The organism is Microbacterium sp. (assembly GCF_041909575.1).
GTDB lineage: Bacteria > Actinomycetota > Actinomycetes > Actinomycetales > Microbacteriaceae > Microbacterium.
Map to the genome: position 1 here is coordinate 2,237 of NZ_JAYRDE010000055.1, position 17,761 is coordinate 19,997.

General features: G+C 69.7%; 15 protein-coding genes and 1 riboswitch. Of the genes, 9 read left to right on the plus strand and 6 right to left on the minus strand.

The features are described from left to right. The 3 genes from ACE3O1_RS09215 to ACE3O1_RS09225 form a co-directional block, all read right to left on the minus strand. Positions 1-548, minus strand: a 548-nt coding sequence (locus ACE3O1_RS09215; protein ID WP_374314719.1) for an FAD-dependent oxidoreductase, incomplete at its 3' end; no start/stop codon positions are given. Continuing rightward, positions 545-1,894: a quinolinate synthase NadA gene (gene nadA, locus ACE3O1_RS09220; protein WP_374314720.1), complete on the minus strand. Its 1,350-nt coding sequence runs from the start codon at positions 1,892-1,894 to the stop codon at positions 545-547. The genes ACE3O1_RS09215 and nadA, both read right to left, overlap by 4 nt. Positions 1,895-1,906: 12 nt before the next feature. Further along, the gene (locus tag ACE3O1_RS09225; RefSeq protein ID WP_374314721.1) at positions 1,907-2,620 is read right to left on the minus strand and encodes an NUDIX domain-containing protein; all 714 of its coding nucleotides are present in this window, start codon (positions 2,618-2,620) and stop codon (positions 1,907-1,909) included. 128 nt (positions 2,621-2,748) lie between these two features. Here ACE3O1_RS09225 and ACE3O1_RS09230 point away from each other — a divergent pair, with 128 nt between their 5' ends. The 4 genes from ACE3O1_RS09230 (at position 2,749) to gcvP (ending at position 8,664) form a co-directional block, all read left to right on the plus strand. Beyond that, positions 2,749-3,921 (plus strand): MarP family serine protease, encoded by a 1,173-nt coding sequence (locus ACE3O1_RS09230; RefSeq protein WP_374314722.1) that lies wholly within the window; start codon positions 2,749-2,751, stop codon positions 3,919-3,921. 47 nt (positions 3,922-3,968) lie between these two features. After that, positions 3,969-4,066: riboswitch (glycine riboswitch) on the plus strand. Between the two features lie 170 nt (positions 4,067-4,236). Then, the gene (gcvT, locus tag ACE3O1_RS09235) at positions 4,237-5,361 is read left to right on the plus strand and encodes a glycine cleavage system aminomethyltransferase GcvT (protein ID WP_374314723.1); all 1,125 of its coding nucleotides are present in this window, start codon (positions 4,237-4,239) and stop codon (positions 5,359-5,361) included. A 28-nt stretch (positions 5,362-5,389) separates the two neighbouring features. Continuing rightward, the gene (gene gcvH, locus ACE3O1_RS09240) at positions 5,390-5,773 is read left to right on the plus strand and encodes a glycine cleavage system protein GcvH (protein ID WP_374314724.1); all 384 of its coding nucleotides are present in this window, start codon (positions 5,390-5,392) and stop codon (positions 5,771-5,773) included. Beyond that, positions 5,770-8,664 (plus strand): aminomethyl-transferring glycine dehydrogenase, encoded by a 2,895-nt coding sequence (gcvP, locus tag ACE3O1_RS09245; protein ID WP_374314725.1) that lies wholly within the window; start codon positions 5,770-5,772, stop codon positions 8,662-8,664. The genes gcvH and gcvP overlap by 4 nt, the downstream gene beginning before the upstream one ends. 40 nt (positions 8,665-8,704) lie before the next feature. Here gcvP and ACE3O1_RS09250 read toward each other — a convergent pair whose 3' ends face one another. Together ACE3O1_RS09250 and ACE3O1_RS09255 are read right to left on the minus strand one after the other, a co-directional pair. Then, positions 8,705-8,983, minus strand: coding sequence for a hypothetical protein (locus ACE3O1_RS09250; protein ID WP_374314726.1), 279 nt, complete (start codon positions 8,981-8,983; stop codon positions 8,705-8,707). Between the two features lie 70 nt (positions 8,984-9,053). Then, positions 9,054-9,842: a CPBP family intramembrane glutamic endopeptidase gene (locus ACE3O1_RS09255; RefSeq protein WP_374314727.1), complete on the minus strand. Its 789-nt coding sequence runs from the start codon at positions 9,840-9,842 to the stop codon at positions 9,054-9,056. Between the two features lie 307 nt (positions 9,843-10,149). Between ACE3O1_RS09255 and ACE3O1_RS09260 the strand changes: the two genes are divergently transcribed. The 3 genes from ACE3O1_RS09260 to ACE3O1_RS09270 all read left to right on the plus strand — a co-directional run bounded on the left by ACE3O1_RS09260 (position 10,150) and on the right by ACE3O1_RS09270 (position 14,893). Beyond that, positions 10,150-11,922 (plus strand): ABC transporter family substrate-binding protein, encoded by a 1,773-nt coding sequence (locus tag ACE3O1_RS09260; protein ID WP_374314728.1) that lies wholly within the window; start codon positions 10,150-10,152, stop codon positions 11,920-11,922. A 228-nt stretch (positions 11,923-12,150) separates the two neighbouring features. Then, the gene (locus ACE3O1_RS09265) at positions 12,151-13,686 is read left to right on the plus strand and encodes an ABC transporter permease (protein ID WP_374314729.1); all 1,536 of its coding nucleotides are present in this window, start codon (positions 12,151-12,153) and stop codon (positions 13,684-13,686) included. Between the two features lies 1 nt (position 13,687). Continuing rightward, entirely contained in the window at positions 13,688-14,893 is a 1,206-nt protein-coding gene (locus tag ACE3O1_RS09270) for an ABC transporter permease (RefSeq protein ID WP_374314730.1), read from the plus strand. Here the strand turns inward: ACE3O1_RS09270 and ACE3O1_RS09275 are convergent. Next, positions 14,884-15,483, minus strand: coding sequence for a PH domain-containing protein (locus ACE3O1_RS09275; protein ID WP_374314731.1), 600 nt, complete (start codon positions 15,481-15,483; stop codon positions 14,884-14,886). The two genes, ACE3O1_RS09270 and ACE3O1_RS09275, sit on opposite strands and share 10 nt — an antisense overlap. 53 nt (positions 15,484-15,536) lie before the next feature. On the opposite strand from ACE3O1_RS09275, the gene ACE3O1_RS09280 reads away from it, so the two are divergent. Beyond that, the gene (locus tag ACE3O1_RS09280) at positions 15,537-17,216 is read left to right on the plus strand and encodes an ABC transporter ATP-binding protein (protein WP_374314732.1); all 1,680 of its coding nucleotides are present in this window, start codon (positions 15,537-15,539) and stop codon (positions 17,214-17,216) included. A 112-nt stretch (positions 17,217-17,328) separates the two neighbouring features. After that, positions 17,329-17,761 (plus strand): GTP-binding protein (locus ACE3O1_RS09285; RefSeq protein ID WP_374314733.1); only part of this gene is annotated, 433 nt, incomplete at its 3' end.

Genomic DNA, 17,761 nt, shown 5'->3' on the forward strand with positions numbered 1-17,761 from the left:
GCGGGCGCGGCATCCGTCCCCGCCTGATCGCCGATGAGGAGCTCGACGCCGTGCACGCGTCCGTCGCGAACGACCAGGTCCACGAGGAAGGCGTGTTCGATCACCCTCACGCGACTCGCGCGGAGCCGTGCGACGAGCGCCTTCTCGATGGCGGTGCCCGTGGCATCCCCGCCCGAGTGCAGGATGCGCGGGTAGGAGTGCGCCGCCTCCAGGCCCTTCACGAACCCGCCGTCGGCGCCGCGGTCGAACGAGACGCCGAGCGCGATGAGCTCGCGGATGCGGGCGGGTCCCTCCTCGGCGAGCACACGCACGGCCTCGGGGTCGCCGAGTCCCGCCCCCGCGACGAGCGTGTCGCGGATGTGGTCCTCGACACGGTCGTCGGCGAACATGACGCCGGCGATGCCGCCCTGGGCGTAGCGGGTGTTGGCGTGCTCGAGCACGTCCTTCGTGACGAGGGTCACGCGGCAGCCGTGCTCGACGGCGTGCAGCGCCACGGTCAGCCCGGCGATGCCGCTGCCGACGACGACGGCGTGCACCGGACCGGTCATGAGGCGTTCTCCCACGCGGCGGCGGGGGCGGCCGGCGGCTTCGCGGCGAGCATGCGCTCGAGGGCGAGGCGAGCCGGGTCGGCCACGTCCTGCGGCACGACGATGCGGTTGCGCACCTCGCCGGCCACGAGACCCTCCAGCACCCACGCGAGGTAGCCGGGGTGGATGCGATACATCGTCGAGCACGGGCACACGACCGGATCGAGGCAGAAGATCTCGTGCTGCGGGTTGGCTGCGGCGAGGCGCTGAACGAGGTTCACCTCGGTGCCGATCGCGAACGTCGTCGGCTCGGTCGCCGCCTCGATGGCCCGGCGGATGTAGTCGGTCGAGCCGGATTCGTCCGCCGCGTCCACGACTTCCATCGGGCACTCGGGGTGCACGATCACGCGCACTCCGGGGTGCTCCGCCCGCGCCTTCTCGATCTGGTCGACGCTGAAGCGGCGGTGCACCGAGCAGAAGCCGTGCCACAGGATCACGCGCGCGTCCTCCAGCTGAGGAGCGGATGCCCCGCCCAGGGGCTTGCGCGGATTCCACATCGGCATCTGCTCCAGCGGCACGCCCATCGCCTTGGCGGTGTTGCGGCCCAGGTGCTGGTCGGGGAAGAACAGCACGCGACGGCCGCGCGCGAACGCCCACTCGAGCACCGTCCGGGCGTTGGAGGATGTGCAGACGATGCCGCCGTGGCGGCCGACGAACCCCTTGATCGCGGCGGACGAGTTCATGTACGTGACCGGGATCACCGGCACCAGGCCGTCCTCGTCCGCGGCGTCCATGTCGCCGTAGACCTCGGCGAGCTGCTCCCAGCACTCCTCGACCTGGTCGATGTCGGCCATGTCGGCCATGGAGCAGCCGGCGGCGAGGTTCGGCAGGATCACGGCCTGCTCGGGGCGCGAGAGCAGGTCGGCGGTCTCGGCCATGAAGTGCACGCCGCAGAACACGATCGCCTCGGCATCCGGATGCTCCAGCGCGGCGTTCGCGAGCTGGAACGAGTCGCCCACGTAGTCGGCGTGGACGACGACCTCCTCCCGCTGGTAGAAATGCCCGAGCACGACGACCCGGTCGCCCAGCGTCGCCTTGGCGACGCGGATGCGGTCGGCCAGTTCCGCCTCCGACGCCTCCCGGTACTCGAGCGGCAGCTCGCCCTGGCGCGGCGAGCCGGTCGGGATGACGTCGCCCATCGACGAGCCGGGCCCGTACCCCGGGCGGATGTCGAAATCCCACGGTCCCGACGCGAGGTCGGTGTTGCAGGTCTCGGCGGTGGAGGCCCCGGCGACGATCGCCTGGATGGCGTGGTCGATCGAGGCGTCGACGTCGGGACGGGGCTGCAGAGTGATGTTGACGGCCATGGCGGCTTTCTCTCAGTGACGGATGCCGAGCGGGCCGCGATCGGCGAGCTCGACGTCCTGGTTGTAGCGGTACAGCCGTGCGGGTCGGTGGCTGCCGGTGCGGAAGCGGTCGGTCGGGATGAGGGTGCCGGAGTTCTCGACCTGACGTCGGAAGTTGGCGGGATCGAGGCGCCGGCCGAGGACCGACTCGTAGACCTCTCGCAGCTCGGCGAGCGTGAACTCGTCGGCGAGGAGCCCGTGGGCGATGCGGCTGTAGCCGACCTTGTTCCGCAGGCGCCACAGCGCGTAGTCGACGATCTCGTTGTGGTCGAACGCCAGCAGCGGGAGGTCGACCGCGTCGAACCACCGCACGTTCTCGACGCTCTCATCGGGCACTTCGTCGGGACGGATGAGCGCCCAGTACACGATCGACACGACGCGCGTGGGGGAGCGGTCGACGGCTCCGAAGGCGTACAGCTGCTCCAGGTAGCTCGGTGCCAGCCCGGTGGTCTCGCCGAGGGTGCGGGATGCCGCGGCGTCCAGTCCCTCTGCGACGTCCAGCCATCCTCCGGGAAGGGCCCACTGGCCCTCGTGCGGATCGCGCGTGCGGCGCACCAGGGGCAGCGCGATGCTCGGGGCCTCCGAGCGGGGCGCGCGGCGGAGCGTGAAGATGACCGTCGACACCGCGACGCGCGTCGTGTCGACGGCGGCCTCGGTCTCGGCGGAGAGGATGCTGGTTCTTGTCATGGTGACTATTACTCCCGGATCCATCTTAGTGTCACTCTGACACGAAGGGCAAACCCGGGCCGTCACACAGGTTCGATGCCTACTCTGAGCGCCGACCCCACCGTCGTCCGAGAGTCGAGGAGAAGCGCATGGTCGTCGTCGACGTGCTCCTTCTCGTCCTCCTCGCCCTCGGGCTGGCCGCGGGCATCACGCGCGGCCTCTCGGGCAGTCTCGGCCTCTTCGCCGGGCTGGTCCTCGGCGGGGCGGCCGCGTTCTGGCTGGTGCCCATCGTCAACGACGCGCTTCCGACGCAGCAGTGGCGGCCCGCGATCGTCCTCGCCACCGCCGCCGCCCTCGTGATCGGCGGCGCGGCGCTGGGTTCGGCGGCGGGTTCGGCCCTGCGCCGGGGCGTCGACCGGGTCCGGCCGCTGCGTGCCCTCGATCGCGTGCTCGGCGGCGTGGCCGGAGTCGCCGTCGCCGCACTCGCGCTGTCGCTGGCCGGTGCGTCGCTCGCCGCGACCGGGATGCCGGTCGTCTCGACCGCCCTGTCGTCCTCGTCGGTGCTCCGGACGATCGACCGGCTGACTCCGCCCCCGGTCGCGTCGGCGCTCGCCGAGCTGCGCGGGTTCGTCTTCGACGAAGGTCTCCCGGCGCTCGGCGACCTCCTCGATTCGCCGCCGGTCGACATCCCGCCGGTCGACCTCGCGGATCCAGAGCTCGCGCGGGCCGCGGCATCCGTCGCCCGGGTGTCGGGGACCGCGTTCTCGTGCGGCCGCAGCTCGACCGGAACCGGATTCGTGGTGGCGCCCGACCGGATCGTCACCAATGCGCACGTGGTGGCGGGCGTCGAGCGGCCGGTCGTGGAGCTGCCCGGCGTCGCGTCGCGCGAGGGGAGGATCGTCTACTTCGATCCCGTGGACGACCTCGCCGTGATCGCCGTGGACGGGCTCGGCGCCGATCCGCTGCCGTTTGCGACGACGCTCGGGGCAGGGTCGCCGGCCGTCGTGCAGGGGTACCCGCTGGGCGGACCGTTCACGATGGTCGGTGCGGGGGTGCTCTCCACCGGCACCGTGCCGATCCCCGACATCTACGACGAGAGCGCCGCACCGCGCGAGATCTACGACCTGCGCGCCGCCGTGCGTCCCGGAAACTCCGGCGGGCCGCTCCTGACGGAGGACGGCGCGGTCGCCGGAGTCGTGTTCGCCCGGGCCGAGAACGACGCCGAGCGCGGGTACGCGATGACGATGGCCGAGCTGACCCCGGTCGCGGCGCAGGCCCCGTCTCTCAGCGATCCGGTGTCGTCGGGTCGCTGCATCGGCTGAGCCCGCCGCGACCGGTATGCTGGCACGGCAAAAGTCAATACCGGCCAACGACCCGTGCGGGAGAGCCTCGGCAGCAGTCATGCCGAGCACCGAAGGAGCAAGCCTCCCCGCCAATCTCTCAGGTACTGCGTACCGCAGGGGTCCGGCCGACTCTGGAAAGTGATTCAAGACGAGCGCTACGCGCCTCCACTTGTTTCCGCCGAAGGTGAAAGCCGCTGCTGCGCACGCAGGAGCCGGCGAAGCTCTCAGGCCCATGACAGAGGGGGAGTTCCACGGCGCCGTCCGGCGTCCGCCCGACCGCGAACGGGAGAACTCATGACCGACCCCCGCACGACTCCGCTGCACGAGCGCCACCTGGCCCTCGGCGCCTCGTTCACCGATTTCGGCGGGTGGTCGATGCCGGTGCGCTACAGCTCCGATCTCGCCGAGCACCACGCCGTGCGCACCACCGCCGGCATCTTCGACATCTCCCACATGGCGGAGTTCCTCGTCTCGGGGGCCGAGGCGGGCGCCTTCCTCGACTACGCGCTGGCCGGCCGCCTGTCCACGCTCGCCGACGATCAGGCCAGGTACAGCCTCGTGCTCGACCCCGACGGCGGGATCATCGACGACGTCATCGTCTACCGCTACGCGGCCGACCGGCACATGGTGGTCGCCAACGCCGGCAACCGCGACGCCGTGGCGGAGGCGTTCGCGGAGCGGGCACTCCGATATGACGTCGAGGTCGACGACGCGACCGACCGCATCGCGCTGATCGCCGTGCAGGGGCCGGTATCCCAGGCCATCCTCGAGGCGACGGAGGGGATCGTCGATCTCGCCGCGCCGCTCAGCGCGCTCAAGTACTACCGCATGACCCACGCCCGCTTCGCGGCGCCCGGCGAGGAGGCCGTCGCGATCGACATCGGCCGGACCGGCTACACCGGCGAGGACGGCTTCGAGCTCTACGTGCCGGCGTCCTCGGCCGTCGCGGTCTGGGACGCGCTCCTGCGCGCCGGCGAGCCGCTCGGCCTCGTGCCGGCGGGCCTCGCCTCTCGCGACACGCTGCGCCTGGAGGCCGGGATGCCGCTGTACGGACACGAGCTCTCCCGCGACATCGTGCCCGCGCAGGCCGGGCTCGGCCGCGTGGTGGCGGTCGACAAGGACGACTTCGTCGGCCGGTCGGGGCTCGCCGCCGTCGTCGCATCCGAGGCTCCCGTCCTCGTCGGCCTCGTCTCCGACGGCAAGCGCGCCGGTCGCGCGGGCTACGCCGTGCTCTCCGGCGACGATGCGGTCGGCGAGGTGACCAGCGGCGCGCTCAGCCCGACTCTGGGGCATCCCATCGCCATGGCGTTCGTCGCGCCGTCGGCCGCCGAGCCCGGCACCGAGCTGCACCTGGACGTGCGGGGCACCAGGATCCCCGCAACCGTGACCCGCCTTCCCTTCTACCGTCGCGCGCAGTGACAGACCACCGCCTACTCCGGAGGACGAAATGACCGATCTGAACAGCCTCAAGTACACGGCCGAGCACGAGTGGATCGCCCTCGACGGCGATGTCGCGACCGTCGGGATCACCGACTACGCCGCGGACAAGCTCGGCGACGTCGTCTTCGTCGAGCTCCCCGCGGTCGACTCCGGCGTCTCCGCCGGCGACGTGTGCGGCGAGATCGAGTCGACCAAGTCGGTCGGCGAGCTCTACGCTCCGCTCACCGGCGACGTCGTCGCGGTCAACGACGCGGTCGTCGACGACCCGTCGCTGGTGAACTCCGACCCGTTCGGCGAGGGCTGGCTCGTGAAGCTGAAGGTCGACGCGGCGGCCGTGGCGGACCTCCTCGACCGCGACGCGTACGTCGCGCTCACCGGCGGCGACGCATGACGGGCGAATTCGCCGCGCGTCACATCGGGACGGATGCCTCCGCCCAGCGCCTGATGCTCGACGCCCTGGGCTACGACACGGTCGACGCCCTGATGCGGCGTGCAGTGCCGGCATCCATCCAGGTCGCCTCCCGTGAGACGAGCGACATCCCGCCTGCGGCGACCGAGGCGGAAGCGCTCGCCGAGCTGCGTGCGCTCGCGTCGCAGAATCGCGTCGCCCGCCCCATGATCGGACTCGGCTACTACGACACCTTCACGCCGTCGGTCATCGCGCGCAACGTGCTCGAGAACCCGTCCTGGTACACCGCCTACACGCCGTACCAGCCGGAGATCTCGCAGGGACGCCTCGAGGCGCTGATCAACTTCCAGACGATGGTCACCGATCTGACCGGGCTCGCCACGGCGAACGCCTCGATGCTGGACGAGTCGACCGCCGTGGTGGAGGGGATGCTGGTCGCCCGGCGCGCCTCGAAGTCGGCCTCCAACGTCTTCCTCGTCGACGCGGACGCCCTCCCGCAGACCAAGGCCCTGCTCGAGCACCGCGCGGCCGCCGTGGGCATCGAGCTGCACTACACGGCCTACAACCAGTCGCCCCCGCCCGCGGACATCGACGTGTTCGGCGCGTTCGTGCAGTACCCGGGAGCCACCGGCCGGGTCTGGGACCCGTCCGAGGTCGCCGCCGCGGTCCACGCGCAGGGCGGGCTCGTCGTCGTGGCCGCCGACCTGCTCGCGCTGACGCTGCTGCGCTCGCCGGGATCGCTGGGCGCCGACGTCGCCGTGGGCACCACGCAGCGCTTCGGCGTGCCCCTCGGCTTCGGCGGTCCGCACGCCGGCTACATGGCGGTGCGCGCGGGGCTCGAGCGCCAGCTTCCGGGGCGCCTGGTGGGCGTGTCGCAGGATGCCGCGGGCCACCCGGCGTACCGGCTCGCGCTGCAGACCCGCGAGCAGCACATCCGCCGCGAGAAGGCGACCTCCAACATCTGCACGTCGCAGGTGCTGCTGGCCGTCATGGCCTCGATGTACGCGGTCTACCACGGGCCCGACGGGCTCAAGAGGATCGCGACCGACGTGGCGAGGAAGGCCGAGGCGCTGGCCGCCGTGCTGCGCTCGTACGGCCTGAACCTGGCATCGGACTCGTTCTTCGACACGCTGCGCGTGTTCGTCCCCGGCCCGGCCGAGCGCGTGATCGAGCGCGCCCGTGAGCGCGGATTCCAGCTGTTCTGGGCCGACGACGCGTCGGTGGGGGTTTCGGTGGACGAGACGACGACGGCGGAGGACCTCGCCGCCGTGGCGTGGGCCTTCGGACTTCCCGAGCGCGAGTTCCTCGGCGCGGGTGCGCAGGGGGAGCGCACGATCGCCTTCGCGGACGCCGAGCCGCTCGCGGGCGTGCCGTCCTCGCTGGCGCGCGTCGAGGAGTTCCTGACCCATCCCGTGTTCACCTCCCACCGTTCCGAGACGGCCATGATGCGCTATCTCAAGCAGCTGTCCGACCGCGACTACGCGCTCGACCGCGGGATGATCCCGCTCGGCTCGTGCACGATGAAGCTCAACGCCGCCACCGAGATGGCCGCCGTGTCGTGGCCCGAGTTCTCGCGCGTGCATCCGTTCGCGCCCGAGGCCGACGTGCACGGCTACCTCGCCCTCATCGAGCAGCTCGAGGTGTGGCTCGCCGAGGTCACCGGGTACGACGCCGTGTCGCTGCAGCCCAACGCGGGTTCGCAGGGAGAGCTCGCCGGGCTCATGGCCATCCGCGGCTACCACCGTGCGAACGGCGACCTGCAGCGCACGGTGTGCCTCATCCCGTCCTCTGCGCACGGCACCAACGCCGCCTCGGCGGTGCTGGCGGGCATGAAGGTCGTCGTGGTGGCGTGCGACGATGCGGGCAACGTCGACCTCGACGACCTGCGCGCGAAGATCGCCGCGCACGCGGACGAGCTCGCGGCGCTCATGATCACCTACCCGTCGACCCACGGCGTGTACGAGCACGACGTGCTCGAGATCACGCAGGCCGTCCACGACGCCGGCGGCCAGGTGTACGTCGACGGCGCGAACCTCAACGCGCTGCTCGGCTTCGCGCGCTTCGGCGACCTCGGGGGAGACGTCTCGCACCTGAACCTGCACAAGACGTTCGCGATCCCCCACGGCGGAGGCGGCCCCGGCGTCGGCCCGGTGGCAGCGAAGGCCCACCTCGCCCCCTATCTCCCATCGCACCCGCTGTCGCAGCGGAAGGATCACCCCGGCGGCGTGTTCGACGGCGGTCCGATCTCCGCCGCCCCGAACGGCTCTGCGGGCATCCTGCCGATCTCGTGGGCGTACGTGCGCATGATGGGCGCGGAAGGGCTGCGGGATGCCACGGCGGCCGCCGTCCTCGCCGCGAACTACATCGCGTTCCGCCTGAGGGAGCACTACCCGGTGCTGTACACCGGTGACGGCGGGCTCGTGGCGCACGAGTGCATCCTCGACCTCCGGCCGCTCCGCGAGGCGACCGGTGTGACGGTGGACGACGTGGCCAAGCGCCTCATCGACTACGGCTTCCATGCTCCGACGATGTCGTTCCCCGTCGCGGGCACCCTCATGGTCGAGCCCACCGAGTCCGAGGACCTCGGCGAGATCGAGCGGTTCATCGAGGCGATGATCGCGATCAAGGCCGAGGCCGACGCGGTGGCCGCGGGGGAGTGGTCCGCCGACGACAACCCGCTGGCCGGCGCCCCGCACACGGCCGAGTCGGTCGTCGCAGGCGAGTGGACCCACCCCTACTCGCGCGAGACGGCCGTCTATCCCGTCCACGCCCTGGTGCGCACGAAGTACTGGCCACCGGTGCGGCGCATCGACCAGGCCTACGGCGACCGAAACCTCGTCTGCGCGTGCCCGCCGATCGAGGCCTTCGCGTAGGAGGTTCGGCGCTTCGTCGGCTCGATCGCGCCACGTCGGACTATCCGGCGACCCGAGATCGCGCATCTGAGCCGGTGGACACCTGCGCGCGGAGCTCCGGCCACGCGGCAGAGCGGCTCAGGACGACGCCGGCCTGACGGAGGAGGGCGGCCAGGCGCGGAGGGTTCATCAGCTCGGCCCGGCCGAACCGGACGACACCGGCCGCGACGCGCCGTATCCGGTCCTCGCGCAGCTTCTCGCGGTAGACCACGACCTCGGGCGGTAGGCCGCTGGGGTTGTCCGCGCCGTACGTGAGCCGGCCGTCGAACTCTCCGACCACGCCGAACTCGGGCCCTGCCGAGCACGCCCGAATCGTCCCTGCGCGCGATGGACGGCTCAGGCGCTACGGCTCAGGCGCCCGCGCTCGGAGTCGGCGTGGGGGAGGGCGTCGGCGCGGGCGGAGCGAAGATCCCCGGCCACAGGGCGGCGGCCAGCGGGTAGCCGACGAACGCGATGACATCGATGAGGGTGTGTGCGATCACGAGGGGCATGACGCGCCCCCAGCGCCGATAGCACCAGCCGAAGACGACGCCCATCGCGAAGTTCCCGATCATCGCCGGGAAGCCCTGGTAGGCGTGATAAGCGGCCCGCAAGCCCGCGGTCGCGAGGATGATCGTCCAGGTTCCCCACCCGAGGCGGCGCAGGCGATCGAACAGGTAGCCGATGAAGATGACCTCTTCGGTCAGCCCCGCGCGCAGCGCCGCGAGCAGGAGCAGCGGGATCGTCCACCAGGACGTGTCCAGCGGCGAGGCCTCCACGAGGACTGAGAGGCCCAGCGTCCGGCCGAGGGCGTAGAGCGCGAGTCCGGGGATGCCGATCACCGCGACGAGAGCGACCCCGCGGCCGAGGTCGCCGCCGAATCGCCGGAAGTCGAGCCCGATGCGGCGGAACGCCGACTTCCCGGGTTCCCAGAGGAGGAAGATCGCGAGGGCGACGGGTACGAGCCCGAACCCCTGGGCGAGGAACTGGTAGAGGACGTCCCAGAACTCCTCGGCGCCGGCGGAGGGATTCAGCGACGTCTGCTGGTCGCCCAGTCCCGCCTCGCGCTGCAGTGCCTGGATCAGCCCCAGGACGGCGTAGATGGCGGAGCGGCCCACCGACAACAGCAGGACGAGCGCGATCTCCCACCGCAGGCGCACGCGGGTCGCATGATCTATGGGGCCGGTGTCGGGCAGATTCCCAGACGCGGAAGGTTGCACGTTGTCAGATTGTCACACCCGCGTAGCGCTGAGTTAAGGATATGTAACGGTTTGCTGTTCTGTTTTGCCTTGTTCGCACCGCGTGCTTAGTGTGTCCGTGTCCGTGTCCAGAGCTGCCACAGGCTGGGCACTCAACCCTTGCACAGGAGGAAATGTGAAGATCGCGCGTCTTATGGCGGGCGTGGGTGTCGTCGCAGCGGGAGCTATCGTGCTCTCCGGTTGTGGCAACCCATACCAGTCTGAGGTCGTGGAGGGCACCGAGATCACCACCGCGTACAACTCGGGCTTTTTCCACTTCAACGACGACAGCTCTGCCGGCAACAACACGGCCAACGGCAATGTCAAGTACATGACCGACACGAGCTTCTCGTACTACAACAACACCCCGGAGCTGGTGAAGAACACCGACTTCGGCTCGTACGAGAAGACCAGCGACGACCCGCTGACCGTCAAGTACACGATCACCGCAGACGCAGTCTGGTCGGACGGCGTGCCGATCGACGAGGCCGACATGCTCCTCCAGTGGGCCGCGCTCTCGGGCAACGTCAACGAGGCGTTCTCGCCCGCGGCGACGACCGGCTACAACCTGGTCACCACCACGCCGGAGACCGGCGAGAAGGAGATCACGTTCGTCTACGACGAGCCGTACGTGGACTGGGAGCTCGTCGGACCGATCGGCGTCTCGGCGCACGGCACCTACGCGCTGGCCTTCCCGGACGAGTACTCCGACGTGCAGGCCGCGTACGACACCTGGGCCGAGTCGGGCGAGGAGGGTGACTTCACCGCTTACAGCGACGCCGCCAAGGAGTTCGCCGAGGACGCCAAGGAGAAGGTCGTCACGGCCATCACCGACGGCGACGAAGAGGTTCTCGCCGCACTGGGCGACGCCTGGAGCAACGCCTACGGCTACACGACGCTGCCCGACAGCCCGGCCGCCGCTCTGACCAGCGGTCCGTACGTCGTCGACGAGATCGTCGAGGACCAGTACATCTCGATCTCGGCGAACCCGCTGTTCACGTGGGGTCCGTCGCCCAAGTTCGAGAAGATCACGATCCGCACGATCGCCGACTCGACCACCGCGCTCCAGGCTCTGGAGTCGGGCGAGCTCGACATCTGGTCGGGTCAGCCCACGGCCGACATCCTCCAGCTCGCCAACGAGATCGACACCGCGACGGTTCAGACCGGTGACCAGGCCTCGCACGAGCACGTCGACCTGACGGTCAACAACGGCGGTCCGTTCGACCCCGCGACCTACGGTGGCGACGAGGAGGCGGCTCTGAAGGTCCGCCAGGCGTTCCTGAAGACGATCCCGCGCCAGGAGATCGTCGACAAGATCATCAAGCCGCTCAACCCCGAGGCCGTCGTGCGCAACACGCACCTCGTCTCGATCTCGGACCCGGAGCGCTACCCGGTCCTGTCCGAGGCCAACGGCTCGGCTGACTACGCCGAGGTCGACATCGACGGCGCCAAGGCGCTGCTCGCCGAGGCCGGCGTGACCGGTCCGGTCGAGGTCGGCTTCTGGTACCCCGAGGGCAACGTCCGTCGTGGCCAGGAGTTCGAGCTGATCTCGGCTTCGGCCGCTCTGGCCGGCTTCGAGCTGGTCGACGAGAGCGAGCCGGACTGGGTGTTCACCGACCCGTCGGCAGAGCCGATCAACCCGCACGACGCGACGCTGTTCGCGTGGTCGCAGACCAGCCTCGCCGTCGGTGGATCTGACCAGATCTACGCCTGCTACGACGACCCGATGGCCAAGGGCGGAAACTACAACGGCTACTGCGACGACGAGGTGACCGCTGCGCTCAAGGAGCTCAACATCACGTCGGACACCGACGCGCAGACCGACCTGCTCGAGGCCGCTGAGACCGGAATCTGGGCCGACGCCGTGTCGATCCCGATCTTCCAGTTCCCCGGCCTGACGGTGAACAGCGACAAGGTGACCGAGGTCAAGGCCATGCCGCTGAGCCCCGACTACTTCTGGAACTTCTGGGAGTGGGCGCCGGCGGACGCTTCGGCGGAGTAATCCCCGCCGCATCCGGGTGGGCGGGCGACCGTCCACCCGGATGCAGACATCGAAACCGAACTGTGGGTGCCGAGGCGAACCCTTGGCACCCACAGTCATGTCCGACTGGGGCTGCGCAGCGCACACAGGTGCCGCTCAGCCCCCCTCGTAGTAGTTTTGGGGCGCCGTATCGGTGCCCCGGGACGGACGTAGAATCATGACCTCAGCCCCATATCCGAGAGGGCTTCCGTGCTGACCTTCATCCTGCGACGACTGGGTGCCATCGCCCTCGTCCTCCTCGTCGCCTCTTTCATCGTCTACACCCTGACGGCGATCACCGCCGATCCGCTCGAAGACCTCAAGGGGAGCAACGCCCCCAACCGTCAGGAGATGATCGACAACCGCATCGAGCTGCTGCGTCTGGACCTCCCCGTCGTGGTCCGCTACTTCACGTGGCTCGCCGGCGCGGCCAAGTGCTTCATCGGCCAGTGCGATCTCGGCATCGCCTTCAGCCGGAGCAACCAGCCCGTGACCGAGGCGGTCGCGACCGCGGCAGCCTCCACCATCCAGCTCGTCACCGCGGCGACGATCGTGGCCATCATCTTCGGCCTCACGATCGGCATCCTGACCGCCCTGCGCCAGTACAGCGGCTTCGACTACTCGGTGACGTTCCTCACGTTCATCGTGTACTCGCTCCCGATCTTCTGGGTCGCGGTGCTCCTCAAGGAGTACGGCGCGATCCGCTTCAACGAGTTCCTCGCGAACCCCGTCATCACCATCCCGGCGATCCTGATCACAGGAGCGGTGTGGGGGCTGATCTTCATGGCGATCATCGGCGGTTCATGGAAGAAGCGCCTCATCACCTTCGCCGCGGCCTTCGTCGCCGCGGGCGGGCTGCTCGCACTCCTCGGCGTGACCGGGTGGTTCTCCGACCCGTCGATCGGCCTCATCGGCGTGATCATCACGGGCGTCGGTGCGGCCGTCGGCGTGACGGCGCTCTCCACCGGCCTGGCCAACCGCCGCACGCTGTACTCGGCTCTCGCCGTCGTGGCGATCTGGGCGGCGCTGTACTTCCCGATCCAGTACCTGTTCTTCTACGTGCCGACCGGATGGATGCTGCTCCTCACGGGACTCGCGGCGATCGCCATCGGCATCGGGGTGGGTCTGCTCATCGGAGGCGACGGCAAGAAGGAGGCCGCGCGCACGGCGGCGATCGTCAGCTTCATCACGTTCTTCGTGATCGTCGTCGACCGCGTCATGCTCGTATACACCGACTACGTCGACCGGATCCCGCAGAGCGGCGTGATCGCGACGATCGGCTCCACGACTCCCGGCCTGCAGGGCGACATGTGGTTCGAGATCCTCGACGGCTTCGCGCACCTCGTGCTGCCGACGATCGCCCTGGCCCTGGTCTCCATCGCCGCCTACACCCGCTACTCGCGGTCGAGCCTGCTCGAGGTCATGAACCAGGACTACGTCCGCACGGCTCGGGCCAAGGGCCTCAACGAGCGCACGGTCGTCATGCGCCACGCCATGCGCAACGCGCTCATCCCGATCGCGACCATCATCGCCTTCGACATCGGCGCGCTCATCGGCGGCGCGGTCATCACCGAGACGATCTTCGCGTGGAAGGGAATGGGCGCCCTGTTCGTCGACGGCCTCACCCACGGCGACGTCAACCTGGTGATGGGCTTCTTCGTCGTGACGGGCATCCTCGCGGTGACGTTCAACCTCATCGCGGACCTGCTGTACTCCGCCCTCGACCCCCGGATCCGGGTGAGCTGACATGGTTACCACTATTCCCACCGACGCGCCGCAGGATCGCGGCAGCGAGCAGTCCATCGAGCAGAAGGCCGTCGCCGGCATGAGCCAGGGGGCGCTCGTGCGCCGCCGGTTCTTCCGTCACGCCGGCGCGATGATCGCGCTCGTCGTGCTGGTCCTCGTGATCATCCTGGCCTTCACCTCCGTGGGCACGGTGATCGGCGGCACCGGCAAGCTCCAGGCGAGCGGCGACGGCACCCTGTCGATCAACGGCTTCCGCATCCCCGGATGGTGGCCGCTGGACTGGTACACGAGCTATCCGATCGTCAACGGCGGGCAGCCGACGCTGACCCTGTTCCCCTTCAGCATGGGCGAGCACCCGTTCGGGCAGGACACGCTCGGCAAGGACGTGTTCGCGCAGGTCATGCGGGGCACCCAGCAGTCGATCACCGTCATGTTCCTCGTAGGCATCGTCTCGCTGGTGCTCGGCGTGCTCTTCGGGGCGCTCTCGGGCTACTTCCGCGGCTGGGTCGACTCGCTGATCATGCGCTTCACCGACGTGATCATCATCATCCCGATCATCGTCATCGGCTCGATCATCGGAAAGCTGCTGGGCGGCAACAGCGCCGTCGTGTTCGGCATCTTCCTCGGCATCCTGAGCTGGACAGGTCTGGCGCGACTCGTGCGCGGCGACTTCCTCGCCCTGCGCGAGCGGGAGTTCGTCGACGCCGCGCGCGTCGCGGGAGCGAGCAACGGGCGCATCATCTTCCGCCATATCCTGCCCAACGCGGTCGGCATCATCATCGTCAACACGACGCTCCTCATGAGCGCCGCGGTGCTGACGGAGGCGGCCCTGAGCTTCATCGGGTTCGGCATCACCGCACCCGACGTGTCGCTCGGTCAGATCATCAGCGAGTACCGTGAGGCATTCCGCACGCGGCCGTGGCTGTTCTGGTGGCCGGGTCTGTTCATCGTGATCCTCGCGCTGTGCATCAACTTCATCGGTGACGGGCTCCGCGACGCCTTCGACCCGCGCCAGCAGGCGAAGGTGAGCGCCCGCAAGGCGAACCGCGCGGTCGCCGCGATCCCGTCCGCCCAGGCCGTCATGATGGTCGAGGGACCCACGTCGTCCGACGACGAGCGATACATGGACGAGTTCGGCGGCGGATCGCTGCCCGAGCCCGACGCGGTCGAGGACCGCCGGGCGCGACGTGAGGACGATCAGCCGTGAGGCAGGGCGAGTGCCAGGACGGATGCCGCGCCCAGCACCGCGGTCACCGCGACCACGCCCACGTTCAGGGTCGTGACGGTGCCGCCGGGCGTCGTGTCGCCGCCGCTGCGGCGGTACTGGTCCAGCGTGCGGCGCACGAGTGCGGTCGCATCCCCGCTCGGGGTTCCCTCGGCATCCGACGGACGGCGCGTGTCGCCTTCGCCGGGCGTTCGGGACACCTCTTCGCGATGAGTGGCGAGGGCCTGACGTGCGCCGGGGGCCGGCGCCGCCCAGGCGCGGATGCTGCGCCCACCCGTGGTTCGGACGGTGAGCGCGTAGCGCGAGTCGACGTCCGCGACGTCGCCCCACGGCACCCGGTGGGTGCGGAAGACGTTCGCGATCTCGATGAAGCCCTCGCTGATCTGCACGTGGGGACGGACGTAGAGCGCCCACGCCAGCCACGCGACCAGGGCGATCGGCCAGCCCCACGCGACGAGGCTGGCGACGCCGTCGATCAGGGCGACGAAGACAAGACCGAGGGCGCAGACGCCGATCGCCACCCAGGCGAGGATCTGGCTGCCGCGCGGACGGAAGGTGACCGGTTCGGGCATCTGCCCATCCTGACACGGGAGATGAACCGATGAGCATGAAGGAGGGAGCCCGCATGCGCGGACACGTCCCGCAGGAGGGCGGCCCTGTGCTGTCCGTCAACGACCTCGGCGTGGAGTTCTGGGTCGGCGGCAACTGGGCCGCCGCGGCCAAGCACGTCACGTACGACCTCATGCCCGGAAAGGTCCTCGCCGTCGTCGGCGAGTCCGGCTCGGGCAAGAGCACGAGCTCGATGGCGATCATGGGCCTCCTGCCCAAGAACGCCCGCGTGACCGGCAGCGCGAAGCTCGCCGGCCGCGAGCTCGTGGGTGCGCGTCCCGAGACGCTGCGCAGCGTCCGCGGCGAGGGCATCGCGGCGATCTTCCAGGAGCCGATGACGGCGCTGAACCCCGTCTACACGATCGGCTTCCAGATCTCCGAGACGATCCTCACGCATCGTCCCGGCATGACCCGCAAGCAGGCCAAGGCCCGTGCCATCGAGCTGCTCGGCCTCGTCGAGATGCCCGACCCGCAGAAGGCGTACAACTCGTACCCGCACCAGCTGTCGGGCGGCCAGCGCCAGCGCGCGATGATCGCGCAGTCGATCTCGCTCGACCCGCGTGTGCTCATCGCCGACGAGCCGACCACGGCTCTCGACGTCACCGTCCAGGCCGAGATCCTCGACCTGCTGCGCCACCTGCACCAGAAGCTGGATTCGGCGATCATCCTCATCACGCACGACATGGGAGTCGTGGCCGACATGGCCGACGACGTCATGGTGATGAAGGACGGCGACGTCGTCGAGCACGGCACCGCGACCCAGCTCTTCACTGCGCCCGAGCACCCCTACACGCGGGCGCTCATGGCATCGGTCCCGCACCTGGGCATGGGCAGCGCCGTGGCCGACGTGGATTCTCAACGTGAGGACAGCACCGCGGCGCTCCTGCTCGAGAACGTGTCGATCGACTATCCGAAGCGCGGGCGGGTGCCGGCGTTCCGCGCGGTCTCCGAGGCATCCCTCTCCATCCAGCCCGGCGAGGTCGTCGGCCTCGTGGGCGAGTCCGGCTCGGGCAAGACGACGATCGCCCGCGCGATCGTCGGCCTGATCCCGATCGCAGAGGGCACGCTCCGCGTCGCAGGCCAGGAGATGGTGGGCGTCGACCCGAAGCAGCTGCGCGCCGTGCGCCGCAAGCTCGGGATCGTGTTCCAGGACCCGGGATCGTCGCTGAACCCGCGCTGGCCCGTCGGCCAGTCGATCGGCGAGCCGCTCGAGCTCGACGGGCGCAACGGCAAGGAGATCTCCACGCGGGTCACGGAGCTCCTCGACATGGTCGAGCTGCCGCGCGACTTCCGCAACCGCTATCCGCACGAGCTCTCGGGCGGCCAGCGTCAGCGCATCGGCATCGCCCGCGCGCTCGCCCTCGACCCGAAGGTGCTCGTCGCCGATGAGCCGACGAGCGCGCTCGACGTGTCGGTGCAGGCGCGCGTGCTCGAGCTGCTGCAGCAGATCCAGAAGGAGCAGCAGTTCGCGACGCTGTTCGTGACCCACGACCTGGCCGTCGTCGACCTGCTCGCCGACCGTATCGTCGTCATGCAGCACGGCCGCATCGTCGAGCAGGGGTCGAAGGAGCAGATCCTCCGCAACCCGCAGGACCCGTACACGCAGCGCCTCATCGCCGCTGTCCCGGTGCCCGACCCGGCCGAGCAGCGCGTGCGCCGCGAAGCGCGCGCGGCGCTCCTCGCGACGCAGGACTGACGCGATCGTGAAGCGGCCTGGGGGTTCTCACCCTCAGGCCGCTTTCGGCTGCCTGCGATAGGCTGAGGATGCCGGCATCCCGGCCCTCTCCACTTTCGCAAGGATTTCTTTCATGGCGCGCGCCCTCCGTCCTGACCTCCGCAACGTCGCGATCGTCGCGCACGTCGACCACGGCAAGACGACTCTCGTCGACGCCATGCTCCGCCAGACCGGCTCGTTCGGCTCGCATGAGCACATGGAAGAGCGTGCGATGGACTCGAACGACCTCGAGCGTGAGAAGGGCATCACGATCCTCGCCAAGAACACGGCGATCACGTACCAGGGCGTCCACACCGACGTCCCCGTCACGATCAACGTCATCGACACGCCCGGTCACGCCGACTTCGGCGGCGAGGTCGAGCGCGGTCTGTCGATGGTCGACGGCGTCGTGCTGCTCGTGGACGCGAGCGAGGGTCCGCTCCCGCAGACCCGTTTCGTGCTGCGCAAGGCGCTCGAGGCGAAGCTCCCCGTGATCCTCCTGGTCAACAAGACCGACCGCCCCGACG

What these genes read in the sequence shown, in the direction of transcription:
- nadA (WP_374314720.1), bottom strand. Translation starts at nt 1,894, where the DNA reads ATGGCCGTCAACATCACTCTGCAGCCCCGTCCCGACGTCGACGCCTCG.
- ACE3O1_RS09225 (WP_374314721.1), bottom strand. Translation starts at nt 2,620, where the DNA reads ATGACAAGAACCAGCATCCTCTCCGCCGAGACCGAGGCCGCCGTCGAC.
- ACE3O1_RS09230 (WP_374314722.1), top strand. Translation starts at nt 2,749, where the DNA reads ATGGTCGTCGTCGACGTGCTCCTTCTCGTCCTCCTCGCCCTCGGGCTG.
- gcvT (WP_374314723.1), top strand. Translation starts at nt 4,237, where the DNA reads ATGACCGACCCCCGCACGACTCCGCTGCACGAGCGCCACCTGGCCCTC.
- gcvH (WP_374314724.1), top strand. Translation starts at nt 5,390, where the DNA reads ATGACCGATCTGAACAGCCTCAAGTACACGGCCGAGCACGAGTGGATC.
- gcvP (WP_374314725.1), top strand. Translation starts at nt 5,770, where the DNA reads ATGACGGGCGAATTCGCCGCGCGTCACATCGGGACGGATGCCTCCGCC.
- ACE3O1_RS09270 (WP_374314730.1), top strand. Translation starts at nt 13,688, where the DNA reads ATGGTTACCACTATTCCCACCGACGCGCCGCAGGATCGCGGCAGCGAG.
- ACE3O1_RS09275 (WP_374314731.1), bottom strand. Translation starts at nt 15,483, where the DNA reads ATGCCCGAACCGGTCACCTTCCGTCCGCGCGGCAGCCAGATCCTCGCC.
- ACE3O1_RS09280 (WP_374314732.1), top strand. Translation starts at nt 15,537, where the DNA reads ATGCGCGGACACGTCCCGCAGGAGGGCGGCCCTGTGCTGTCCGTCAAC.